Genomic DNA, 12,653 nt, shown 5'->3' with positions numbered 1-12,653 from the left:
AAGTTGTTGTTTTACAAAGCGGTCGTCTGTTCACTGGTTCTCGAGACATTTTTCTCCGCTGTGCTGCGAAAAACACTCGAACTGACGTAGAAATCGATGTAGTGACGGTGGCGTCACTTCGAGTAGGTTTTTGAAGAAAACCGTATCGAGAAGTTTGTGTTTAACAAAAGGGTCGTCTGTTCACTGGTTCTCGATACATTTTTCTACGCTGCGCTGCGAAAAACACTCGAACTGACGTGGGGAATCAATACTGTGATGTTAGCGGCTGTTGATGAATTATTTATCAAACTTCTTTTTTGCGAGATTAGGTAGATCGTCATATCTTCCTTCAATTAGAGTTTTTTTCTTAGCATGTGACCATTTCTTGATTTTTTTCTCAAATGCAATCGCCATTTCAATATCCATGAACTGACAAAAATAGACCAATTGTAACGGACGTCGTGAATAAGTGTATGAACCAAAATGTTTTCCGTCCTGATGCTCATCAAAACGTTTGTAAACATTTTCGGTTACACCAGTGTAGTAAGTGTTATCGGAGCAGAGTAATATATAAACAAATGAAATTTGCATATCTAAAAATAATAAAATTTTACAGATATTTTAGAAGTGTTGTTTTACAAAAAGGTTGTTTGTTCACTGGTTCTCGATACATTTTTCTCCGCTATGCTGCAAAAAACACTCGAACTGACGCGCGGATATTCAATATTTTGATGGTAGCGTCACTTCGAGTAGGTTTTTGAAGAAAACCGTATCGAGAAGTTTGTGTATAACAAAAGGGTCGTCTGTTCACTGGTTCTCGATACATTTTTCTACGCTGCGCTGCGAAAAACACTCGAACTGACGCGCGGATATTCAATATTTTGATGGTAGCGTCACTTTGAGTAGGTTTTGACAAAAACCGTATCCAGAAGTTGTTGTTTTACAAAAGTTTCGTTCGTTCACTGGTTCTCGATACATTTTTCTCCGCTTTGCTGCGAAAAACACTCGAACTGACGCGCGGATATTCAATGTTTTGATGGTCGCGTCACTTCGAGTAGGTTTTTGAAGAAAACCGTATCGAGAAGTTTGTGTTTAACAAAAGGGTCGTCTGTTCACTGGTTCTCGATACATTTTTCTACGCTGCGCTGCGAAAAACACTCGAACTGACGGAGGTTGTTTCACTATACTTCTTAAAATTTATCTGCAGCCAATTTGTCATGCCGTAGGCATCTATGCGAAATAATGGATAACCTATTCGTTAGTTTTAAGATTAATTTTAAAAGATTTGGCGTAAATGGGGATTCACGTAAAAGGCGTTGTGTTTTTTTATTTACATTTGAAAAAACTGAAAACTAAACGATGAGATTTACCTCTATAGACTTTGAAAAAGCCAACAATGATTCCTGTTCGGTCTGCAGTATCGGGATTGCGGTATTTGAAAACGGAAGCATTATTTATTCCAAAAATTATCTGGTGCAGCCACCTGATAATGTTTATCTGGCTCTTCACAGTTCGATTCACGGACTGACTGCGGAAGACACGTGTAATGCTCCGGCATTTCCAGAAGTGTGGAATGTAATCCGACAGTATATCAAGGGTGAAACTGTTGTTGCACACAATGGATGTACGGTAGAGTTTCCGATTCTGGAAAGTCTGTTTCGTTTTTATGGAATGACCCTACCCGATTATCATGGCATCTGTACTCTACAGCTTTCAAAACAGCTGTTTCCCTACCTGAATAATCACAAATTATCTACCGTAGCCGAACTGTTCAGTCTGAATTTCAGTGAAAACCAACATCATAATGCTCAGTATGATGCTGAAGTCTGTGGATTTATTTTCCTGAAGATGAATCAGTTTTTTAAGCTGAACAACCGCTTTATGCCTGATCATAAAGTGAAAAAAGAAAGTTCAAAAACAGATTTTTTCACCAACACTTTTTCATTCAAGAAGATTGACTCTTCACTGATTTATCCTGCTGAAAAACCCAAGTATGAAAATCACTATTTCTATTCTAAAAAAGTGGTGATTACCGGAGAGTTTTCTGCCTTTCCGAAACAGCGAAACAGGTTAGCCCAGATTTTATTTGACTGCGGTGCAGATATTAACACGAGTATCTCAAAAAATACAGATCTGGTACTGGTAGGCACCGGAGCTGGTCCGAAGAAAATGGAAAAGATTTCTGCTTTGAGTATTGCGGTAATGAATGAGGAGGAATTGTTGGGGTTGATTAAAGATTTTATAAATGGATAAAGTTTCTGATTTCAGCTTTCCCTCAATGGTGAAAATGAATTTTTAATTATCTTTGATTTCTCAATATAAAAACTAAGCTATGATCATGCATAACGGCGGTATTGCCATAGATCTTCTTGACGTAAAAGCCATTCATATGGAGTTCCTCAAACAGGGAGGCAATCTTATTTTTGAATTAAACAATATATTTCTACCCATCTACAATGAAGAAACTCATGAAACGGAACTCAAATCGTTTGCAAATGATCCTGTAAAATACTATATTCAAACTTCTGACAGTCTGCGTGCCTATTTTGAGGAATGGGTGCAGATGTGGCAGGACAGTAAAGATTAACAAATGAAACAGCACTCTTTGAATCGAGTGCTTATAATGATATACAATTAAATGAACCACGCTGTACACAATAAACTCGTCTCCTTCATCTGGAGTATTGCCGATGACTGCCTAAGAGACGTCTATGTAAGAGGAAAATATAGGGATGTCATCCTGCCAATGGTTGTTTTGCGAAGACTGGATGCTTTGTTGGAACCTACCAAACAACACGTTTTAGAAGAAGTCGCTTTCCAGAAGGAAACAATGAAGTTTACCGAATGGGACGACAAAGGAATGACCGCTGCTTCCAAGTACGTATTCTATAATACCAGCGAATGGACACTGCAAAGTCTTCACGGTTCGGCTACTAACAGCCAGCAGATTTTGTTGGGGAATTTTGAAGATTACCTTAATGGTTTCAGTGCCAATGTGCAGGAAATTATTGAGATGTTCAAGCTTCGGGCGCAAATCAAGCATATGGCGAACAAAGATGTGTTGCTGGATGTTTTGGAGAAATTCACTTCGCCGGATATCAATTTGACGCCTTTTGAAAAACTGGATACTGCCGGAAGAAAAATTCCTGCGCTAACCAATTTGGGAATGGGTTATGTTTTTGAGGAACTGATCCGGAAATTTAATGAAGAAAATAACGAGGAAGCTGGAGAACACTATACGCCGAGGGAAGTTATCGACCTGATGACGCATATGGTTTTTGACCCGATTAAAGATAAAATACCATCGGTGATTACCATTTATGACCCTGCTTGCGGAACGGGTGGAATGCTGACAGAATCTGAACTGTTCATTACCGATGAAGAGGGCGAAATCAAAGCGACCAATACATCGGTGTATCTTTTTGGGAAGGAAGTGAATGACGAAACCTACGCCATCTGTAAATCGGATATGATGATTAAGGGCAAAGACCCTGAACATATCAAGGTTGGTTCTACACTTTCTACAGATGAATTTGCCGGAACGAAATTCGACTTTATGCTGTCGAATCCGCCTTATGGAAAAAGCTGGGCGAGTGAACAGAAATACATTAAAGACGGAAAAGATGTTATCGACAACCGTTTTCTCATTAAACTGAAAAATTACTGGGGCGAAGAAGAAGATGCCGATGCCGTGCCGAGAAGCAGCGACGGACAATTGCTCTTCCTGATGGAAATGGTGGATAAAATGAAAGCCATTACAAACAAAAATACCATCGGAAGCCGTATTGCCTCGGTACACAATGGCTCGAGTCTGTTTACCGGCGATGCAGGCGGTGGCGAAAGCAATATCAGACGCTACATTATTGAAAATGATTTGCTGGATGTGATTATCCAGTTGCCGAATAATATTTTTTACAACACAGGCATTACCACGTACATCTGGATTCTCAGCAACAACAAACCCGCTAACCGCAAAGGGAAAGTACAGTTGATTGATGCGAGTGAAATGTATCAGAAACTCAGAAAAAATCTCGGTAACAAAAACTGTGAACTGACGAAACAACATATTCAAGAAATTCTGAACTGTTATTTAGAGCTTTCAACACTAGATAAAAAAGATACCGGAAATATCGGAAGCAAAGTTTTTGAGAATGCCGATTTTGGCTATTACAAAGTCAATATCGAAAGACCGAAACGCTTAAAATCCCAGTTTACCCAAGAGAAAATTGAAGCCTTGAAATGGGATAAGACACAACCTGTATTTTCCAAAGAACTGTATGAGAAATACGGAATGGAAGTATATGCAGGTTTGGAAAAACATAAAAAAGAAATTGAAGACCTTGCCGAAAAGCAGGACCTCAACATCAATGCAAAACAGCTGTCTGCATTTCTGAAAAAAGAAAGCTGGGAAAAACAGGATGGCCTGTACCAAACGGCGGTTCGCCTGATGGAAGTTTTGGGAACAGAGGTTTATAACAACTTCAATGAATTTGGCAGCAAGGTGGATGAAGTGTTGAAAGGCGACAAAACCAAACTGTCTGCTTCGGAAAAAAAACAGATTTTAGATACCGTAAGCTGGTATGATGCCGAAGCTGATAAAGTCGTTAAGAAAACAGAAAAACTGAGCGGACAGAAACTGACGGATTTGCTTGATTATTTAGGTTGTACAGAAAAAGACCTTGCTTACTACGGCTATTTTGCTACCGATAAAAAAGGCGAATACACGGTCTATGAAACCGAAAGTGATTTACGCGACAGCGAAAGCATACCGCTGAAAGAAAACATACAGGATTATTTCTTACGAGAAGTAAAACCTTATGCCGAAGAAAGCTGGATTGCTTTGGATTCTGTAAAGATTGGCTATGAGCTGAGCTTCAATAAATATTTTTACCAACCTGCCCCATTGCGCAGTCTGGAAGATGTGACCAAAGATATTTTGGCGTTGGAACAGGAAGGCGACGGATTGCTGGCTGAAATCTTAAATTTTTAGACGATGCAGCGATACGAAAAATACAAAGAAAGCGGCGTGGACTGGATTGGGGAGATTCCTGATAAATGGGAGATTTTAAAATTAAAGTTTTTATTTAAAGATGTTTCAGTAAAAAATAAACCAGACTTGGAGTTGCTTTCTGTAACTCAAGATAAAGGAGTGATTCCAAGAAGTATGGTAGAAAGCCGAATGGTTATGCCTACCGGAAATTTAGAATCTTTCAAAGTTATCTGTAAAGGTGATTTCGCAATAAGCTTGAGGTCTTTTGAAGGAGGATTAGAATATTCTGAATATGAAGGAATAATAAGTCCTGCCTACACTGTATTAAAATCTCAAAAAGAAATTAATGATAATTACTTTAAATTTCTTTTTAAAAGCAAAGCATTCATTGCTGAACTACAGCTAAGTATTGTTGGAATTAGAGAAGGTAAAAACATCAGTTATGAAGAATTGAAATATTCTTATACTCCGATTCCACCACTTTCCGAACAGCAAACTATCGCCACCTTTCTAGATGACAAAACCGCCAAAATAGACCAAACGATTGCCAACAAGCAAACAGAAATAGAACTGCTGAAAGAACGCCGCCAAATCCTCATCCAAAAGGCAGTTACCAAAGGTTTGGATGATACCGTAAAACTCAAAGACAGCGGTGTGGATTGGATTGGGGAAATTCCGGAGCATTGGGAGGTGAGGAAGTTGAAGTCATTTTGTACAGCTTTTGGTAGAATTGGATTTAGAGGATATACCACTGCTGATTTAGTTGATGAGGGAGATGGGGCAATAACGATTAGTCCATCAAATATCAAAGAAACGAATATGGAATTCAATAGTAATTCTTATTTGTCGTGGTTTAAGTATAACGAATCTCCAGAAATTAAAATTAGAGAGAACGACATACTAATTGTTAAAACAGGCTCAACCTATGGTAAAATTGGCATCGTTAAAAATTTGCCTCAAAAAGCTACAATTAATCCTCAGCTTTTAGTTTTGAAGAAAATCCAAATTAAAGCTGATTATTTGTATGAACTTTTAAAAAGCGATATATTTCAATTGCAGGTTGAAAGAAATGTGATTGGAAGTACTATACCAACAATTTCTGAAACCAAAATCCTTGGTTTTTCAGTTCTAATTCCGTCTAGCGAAGAAGAAATTAATGAAATTTCGGATTACATATTAAATATCAACGAAAAAATCGCCAAAGTCATCACGCTGAAAGAGCAGGAAATAGAAAAGCTGAAGGAGTATAAAACGGTGCTGATCGATAATGTGGTAACGGGGAAGGTGAAAATTAATTAAATTTGAAAAAAATCAATTACTAATGATAGAATTAAATATTTTAGATGGAACGTCAATATTTGTTAATGCTTTTAAATTAGAAGACAATCATTTTGAATTTAAAGATAATGAAGATGTAGTATGGCTAAAAGGTTATATAGAAAATAATATATTCGTTATCACTGATAAGAACACTGATTTGAATGAAGATGATGTTGTATTGTCTTCCAAGTTGGATAAATTAGTTTTAGATTTAATAGAATCTGAGCAATCTGGAACTGAAAATACAGAAAGTGCCATACCGGAAGAACATAGTCCGTTTAATCCCGAAGAAATCAAAGTTCACGCAAAGTCATTTAGTTTACGTCTGATATCTGATATGATTGATGATAGAGATATTGATTTATCCCCAGATTTTCAAAGAAATTTTGTTTGGAACAGTGCGCAGAAGTCGAGATTAATAGAGTCAATTCTGTTAAGAATACCACTTCCTATGTTTTATTTCTCGGAAGACGACGAGGGCAGAATAACAATTGTTGATGGTCTGCAGCGTCTAACAACAATCAAGGAATTTATGGATAATAAATTCTCACTAAGAAATTTGGAATATCTTGAGGAGAGCTGTGGCGGTAAATATTACAGAAGCGATGAAGGAAAGGCGGGATTAGACCCCAAATACTTTAGATGGTTTAATCAGACACAATTTTCTGTTAATGTAATTGATCCGTCTTCTCCTCCAAAAGTTAAATATGATATATTTAGAAGAATTAATACAGGTGGTAAACCTCTAAATAATCAAGAGATAAGAAATTGTTTAGCTACTAATAGTTTACGCGATGTGTTAAAAGCAATGGTTGAACTTCCTGAATTTAAAAGTGCTACTGATAAAAGTATCAAACCCACGAGAATGGATGATCAGGAAATTGCATTAAGGTTTATTTTGTTTGATAGATTTATAGAAAACTATAATAGTATAGAAGAATATAATGGATATATGGATACTTCCTTGGATGATTTAACTGAAGAACTATCAAAACAAAACTATAACGAACTAAGCAAATATGTTTCATTATTTTCTAACTCAATGAAAAATGCTGAATATTTATTTGGACGAAAATATGCTTTTAGAAAGGTAAGACCCGTTGATTTAAATCCAAATGCAAATAAACAATTAATTAACAAAGCTCTTTTTGTAAGTTGGTCTGTGTTTTTAGCTAGATATGATCATAATCAAATACGTAGTCTAAATAGTGAAAAGGCTCTATTAGAGCCTTTAGCTGAAAATATTTATGAAGATAGAACTTTTTTAAATTTTTTATCTTATGGAACAAATGGTAAAAATAATTTGCTCTATGTTTTTGATAAAGTGAAGGATATAATTGATGAAAATTTAAATAATTAGTTTTATGGACAGTTTTAGTTTAGAAATTGAAAATTTTAAATGTTTTAGGAATATAATAGTCCCATTAAATAAATTGACAATTTTGGCAGGTGCTAATGGAAATGGTAAAAGTACCGTTATTCAAGCATTATTATTTCTAAGAAGAACGATTGAACATTGTGGTAGTTGGGAAAAAGGTGATGGAAAAAGATATGTATATGAAAAAACAAATGGGTTAGATGTAGAATTGAATGGTTCTTACTGTCTGGCACTTGGAAATAGTTATATGCTAATTCCACGAAATACTTCGCCTGATTTTGTTTCTATTGGTATTAATAGTAGACAATCTTTTAACGTAGTCTACAATATTGATGAAAAAGCAAACTTACACCTTAAACCCATTGAAGTTCATAATAAACACTTGATAAATTTGGATGGTATGTTCTTACAAGAATTTTATTATTTGAATGCTGAAAGAATTGGACCAAGAATTAACCAAGGCATAAAATTTTATGACTTTCCAAATGCAGGATTTCAAGGGGAGTTTGTCGCACAGTTAATTGCTGACACCGATTCAAATTACACCTTTGAAATAGAAGAAATAAGAAGAAACAAAAAATCAAAAAGTCCACGCTTGGAACAACAAGTAAATGCTTGGCTAAGCGAACTGATGCCTGGTGTTTCAATTTCAGCTTCTTATAATCCTGAAACTCATTCTGCTCAAATAAAGGTCGATAATTTTTATACAAAAGGAGATTCAACTATTGCAACAAATATTGGATTTGGTATCAGCTATGTTTTACCAATTTTGGTTACAGGATTGATTGCAAAAAAAGGAAGCTATATGATAGTTGAAAACCCTGAAGCTCACCTCCATCCATCAGCTCAGTCTAAAGTTGGGAAATTTCTTGCTATGGTTGCTAATGCAGGAGTAAACGTAATTGTTGAAACACATAGCGATCATTTTATTAATGGTGTTCAAATATCTGTTGCAACAAAAGAAATTTCTACAAAATCAGTCACAATCAATTTTTTCAGCCAAGAAGAGGATCACATACAACCCAAAATAGAATCAATATCAATAAATGAACTTGGTGAATTATCTGATTGGCCGAAAGGATTTTTTGATCAGACTCAAATGGATTTTGCAATGCTTTTTAATATAAGAAAAGAAAAAAACAATCAAAAAGTAGAAAAAACAGATGAGTAATTTTTTCACGCTGAATGAAGCATTAAATTGCAAAACATATGATATGTTTTTAAATTATTGTCGCGATTTAGTTGCAATAGAAAGATTGGCGGAAGATCAGTTTTTAAAGCATAACTCAATTTTCGACATACCTCACATTACACAATTATATTCAAATTATAGTAATCAAGATGAAGCTGCGATTGCTGTTTTTATTGAGCAATTAAAACCTCATAGTATTTATTTAGATACTGAAGCGAAGATTGATGCAAACTTTCCTGGCGAAGATAATGGTTTTTTAGGAGGAGATTTTATAAAAACGTCAATCATTAAAGATAAACAGATAAAAAATAATGATGACTATGCAAATTTTAATTCTATCAATCTATGGAGAGTTAATTTTCGGAATTTTTGGACTAAGAGAAATCGATTATTTCCTAACCTAACATTTTGTGGTGAAGTAAAAAACCAAATTTTAAAGATAGGCAAGTCAAGTCATTTTAATCAAATAATTGATAGATTAAAAGAATTTGATGCAGCTGTTTCTAAATGGGATAAAGGAGATTTTAGTTATCGAGATATAAATAATAAATATTCATTAAGAATCTCACCAGAAACAAATCAAACAATGAGCAATTATGGAAATGAAAGATTATTTTCTCTGCCTGAAGGAGGAACTGAATATTTTGAGTTACATATTAAGACTGGTGATTTAAGATTCCATTTTTTTCCTCAAAATAAAAGTAGAAAAGTATTCGTCGGATATATCGGACCACATTTAACTATTTAATTTATGCCATCACAAACTAACGAACTCGCGCTCGAAACCGCCATAGAAAAAGCACTCTGTGGTCTTTCGACCGAAGATATAAAAAACGGAACTGTTGCTGAACCTAGTGAGCCTTATAGCGGTAACGGTTATCGCATTGGCAATCCCACAGATTTCAATGCAAGATACGCATTGGATGAGGTGCGCTTTTGGGATTTTCTTGAGACGACCCATAAGGAAGAATTAGAAAAACTCAAACGCCAGTCGGATTGGAAAATAAAAGTGCTTGACCGTTTCGATAAGCTGGTGAAGAAGTATGGTATTCTTCGTCTGCTTCGTAAAGGTTTGGCAGTAGATGATGCACATTTTACTTTGTTTTATGTAGCGCCTTTGCAAAATAGCAGTCAGAGCATCAAAGATAATTTTGAAAATAACCAGTTCAGCGTTACCCGACAATTAAAATATTCGGTAACCAATCCGCTTGAGGAAATCGATATGGTGATTTTCATCAATGGTATTCCTATTTCAACCATAGAAGTGAAAAATCATTGGACAGGACAGAATGCCAAAGTACACGGCGTAAACCAATATAAATACAAACGAGATATTGCTCAGCCTTTGTTGAATTTTGGAAGATGTATTGTCCATTTTGCAGTCGATACCGATGAAATCTATATGACTACCAAACTGGATGGAGCAAATACGTTTTTCCTACCTTTCAATCTCGGTAATAATTTTGGGAAGGGCAATCCACCAAATCCTTTTGGACATAAGACCGCTTATTTCTGGCAGGATGTTTTGCGAAGAGAAAGCATTGCCAATATCATTCAGCATTTCGTAAGGTTTGATGGTGCAGAAAATGATGCTTTGAGTAAGAAGACTTTATTTTTCCCACGTTACCATCAGCTGGATGTGGTACGCAGACTGATAAAAGACACTACTCAAAAAGGTGCTGGAGAAACCTATTTGATTCAGCACAGTGCTGGTTCGGGTAAGTCCAATTCCATAACTTGGTTGGCTTATCAGTTGATAGAAGCCTACCCTGAGAGCGAAGCTGTTGCTGGAAGTAAAAATACCAATCAGCCTTTGTTTGATTCTGTAATTGTTGTCACCGATAGAAGATTGTTGGACAAACAACTTCGTGATAATATCAAAGAATTTTCAGAAGTTAAAAACATTGTTGCTCCAGCGTACAGGTCTTCGGATTTAAAGTCAGCTTTGGAAAATGGTAAAAGAATTATTATTACGACCATTCAAAAATTTCCGTTTATAATTGAAGGTATTGCCGATATGAGCAATAAGCAGTTCGCTGTCATTGTGGATGAAGCACACAGTTCACAGTCAGGAAGTTCTGCCGACAAACTCAATGAAGCCATTGGAAATAAAGGTGAAGATTCGGATGCAGTTGATTATCAGGACAAGATTTTGGAGGCAATGAAAGCGAGGAAGATGACCAAGAACGCTTCTTACTTTGCTTTTACCGCCACGCCCAAGAATAATACTTTGGAGAAGTTTGGGGTAAAACAGGAAGAAGGTTCCTTCAAACCTTTTCATCTGTATTCGATGAAACAGGCGATTGAAGAAGGATTTATTCTGGATGTTTTAGCCAATTACACCACCTATAAAAGTTATTATGAAATTGAAAAATCAATAGAGGATAATCCTCTGTTTGATACGGGTAAAGCACAGAAAAAACTACGTGCTTATGTAGAAAAGCATAAGCAGACCGTTGGTACAAAAGCCGAAATAGTGCTGGACCATTTTGCGGGTTCGATTGTAAATAAAAAGAAATTGAGCGGTAAAGCCAAAGCGATGGTTGTTACCCAAAGTATAGAATCGGCTATCCGTTATTATCAGGCTTTACAACAATTATTAATTGGCAGAGGAAATCCTTTTAAAATCGTCATTGCATTTTCCGGAACAAAAGAAGTGGATGGCATCGAATATACCGAAGCCCAAATGAACGGTTTTCCGGAAAGCGAAACCAAAGATAAATTTGATGAAGACGAATACAGAATGCTGGTGGTTGCCAATAAATACCTGACGGGATTTGACCAACCCAAACTTTCTGCAATGTATGTGGATAAAAAACTGCAAGGCGTTTTGGCTGTTCAGACATTATCCCGATTAAACCGCTCTGCCAATAAATTGGCTAAGAAAACTGAAGACCTTTTTGTATTGGATTTCTTCAATACGGTGGAAGATATTAAGAACTCGTTCGACCCGTTCTATACTTCAACATCCTTAAGCAGTGCTACGGACATCAATGTGTTGCACGAACTGAAAGACAGTTTGGATGATTCCGGAATTTATGAGCAGTCGGAAGTGGAAGATTTCAATGAGAAATACTTTAACAAAGTGGATGCTCAGTTTTTAAGTCCAATAATTGATGTGGCAGCACAACGGTTTATTTCCGATTTGGACTTGGAAGAAAAAGACAAAGCAGATTATAAAATCAAGGCGAAACAATTTGTGAAGATATATGGACAAGTTGCTGCTATTTTGCCTTATGAAATGTTGGCGTGGGAAAAATTGTTTTGGTTTTTAAAGTTTCTTATCCCAAAATTAAAGATTGAAGATAAAAATAAAGACCTATTAGATCAGCTTTTAGAATCTGTTGATTTATCAACATACGGTCTGGAAAGAGTGAAGCTCAATGCAACTATTTCTTTAGATGATTCTGAAACACAAGTTGATCCTCAAAATCCAAATGCTAGGGGAGCACACGGCAGCGAAGAAAAAGATGAATTAGAAAATATCATCAACGGATTTAATGAGAAATGGTTTCAGGGATGGGAAGCGACACCGGAAGATCAAAGAGTAAAATTTGTTTCGTTGAGCAAATCTGTACAGGCACACCCTGATTTTGATATAAAGGTAGCACAAAATGCAGATGACCAAAACAGAGAATTAGCCTTGAAGAAAATACTGGATGACGTCATGTCTCAACAGAGAAAACAGGAATTGGAACTGTATAAATTGTATGCACAAGACCCCTCATTCTATCAGGCTTTTTATAATACGATTAAGCAGGTGGTGAATGTGAGGTAATATTGTTAAATTAATA

The 12,653-nt window shown here is 36.1% G+C and carries 9 protein-coding genes; 8 read left to right on the top strand and 1 reads right to left on the bottom strand.

Annotation, left to right across the window (positions count from 1 at the left end):
- Window positions 1–276 precede the first annotated feature (276 nt).
- Window positions 277–570, bottom strand: a complete 294-nt coding sequence (locus tag NG809_RS16155) for a GIY-YIG nuclease family protein (RefSeq protein WP_262152302.1) — start codon at window positions 568–570, stop codon at window positions 277–279.
- A gap of 768 nt (window positions 571–1,338) precedes the next feature.
- On the opposite strand from NG809_RS16155, the gene NG809_RS16150 reads away from it, so the two are divergent.
- From NG809_RS16150 to NG809_RS16115, 8 genes are all read left to right on the top strand, one after another.
- Complete coding sequence (locus tag NG809_RS16150; RefSeq protein WP_262152301.1) at window positions 1,339–2,232, top strand: exonuclease domain-containing protein; 894 nt, start codon at window positions 1,339–1,341, stop codon at window positions 2,230–2,232.
- 79 nt (window positions 2,233–2,311) lie between these two features.
- Window positions 2,312–2,566 carry a hypothetical protein gene (locus tag NG809_RS16145; protein ID WP_262152300.1) on the top strand — a complete coding sequence of 85 codons (255 nt, stop codon included), beginning with the start codon at window positions 2,312–2,314 and terminating at the stop codon, window positions 2,564–2,566.
- A 51-nt stretch (window positions 2,567–2,617) separates the two neighbouring features.
- Window positions 2,618–4,969 carry a type I restriction-modification system subunit M gene (locus NG809_RS16140; protein WP_262152299.1) on the top strand — a complete coding sequence of 784 codons (2,352 nt, stop codon included), beginning with the start codon at window positions 2,618–2,620 and terminating at the stop codon, window positions 4,967–4,969.
- Window positions 4,970–5,005: 36 nt separating this feature from the next.
- On the top strand, window positions 5,006–6,268 hold the full coding sequence (locus tag NG809_RS16135) for a restriction endonuclease subunit S (protein WP_262152298.1): 1,263 nt from the start codon (window positions 5,006–5,008) through the stop codon (window positions 6,266–6,268).
- Between the two features lie 22 nt (window positions 6,269–6,290).
- Window positions 6,291–7,649, top strand: coding sequence for a DUF262 domain-containing protein (locus NG809_RS16130; protein ID WP_262152297.1), 1,359 nt, complete (start codon window positions 6,291–6,293; stop codon window positions 7,647–7,649).
- A 4-nt stretch (window positions 7,650–7,653) separates the two neighbouring features.
- The gene (locus NG809_RS16125; RefSeq protein ID WP_262152296.1) at window positions 7,654–8,838 is read left to right on the top strand and encodes an AAA family ATPase; all 1,185 of its coding nucleotides are present in this window, start codon (window positions 7,654–7,656) and stop codon (window positions 8,836–8,838) included.
- Window positions 8,831–9,607 carry a hypothetical protein gene (locus NG809_RS16120; protein WP_262152295.1) on the top strand — a complete coding sequence of 259 codons (777 nt, stop codon included), beginning with the start codon at window positions 8,831–8,833 and terminating at the stop codon, window positions 9,605–9,607. Before NG809_RS16125 ends, NG809_RS16120 begins: the two co-directional genes overlap by 8 nt.
- A 3-nt stretch (window positions 9,608–9,610) precedes the next feature.
- Complete coding sequence (locus NG809_RS16115) at window positions 9,611–12,637, top strand: type I restriction endonuclease subunit R (RefSeq protein ID WP_262152294.1); 3,027 nt, start codon at window positions 9,611–9,613, stop codon at window positions 12,635–12,637.
- Window positions 12,638–12,653: the final 16 nt, after the last annotated feature.

The organism is Chryseobacterium foetidum, from assembly GCF_025457425.1.
Classification (GTDB): Bacteria; Bacteroidota; Bacteroidia; order Flavobacteriales; family Weeksellaceae; genus Chryseobacterium; species Chryseobacterium foetidum.
Note: the sequence above shows the minus strand (reverse complement) of the source record. Positions and strands in the feature narration are given on the sequence as shown.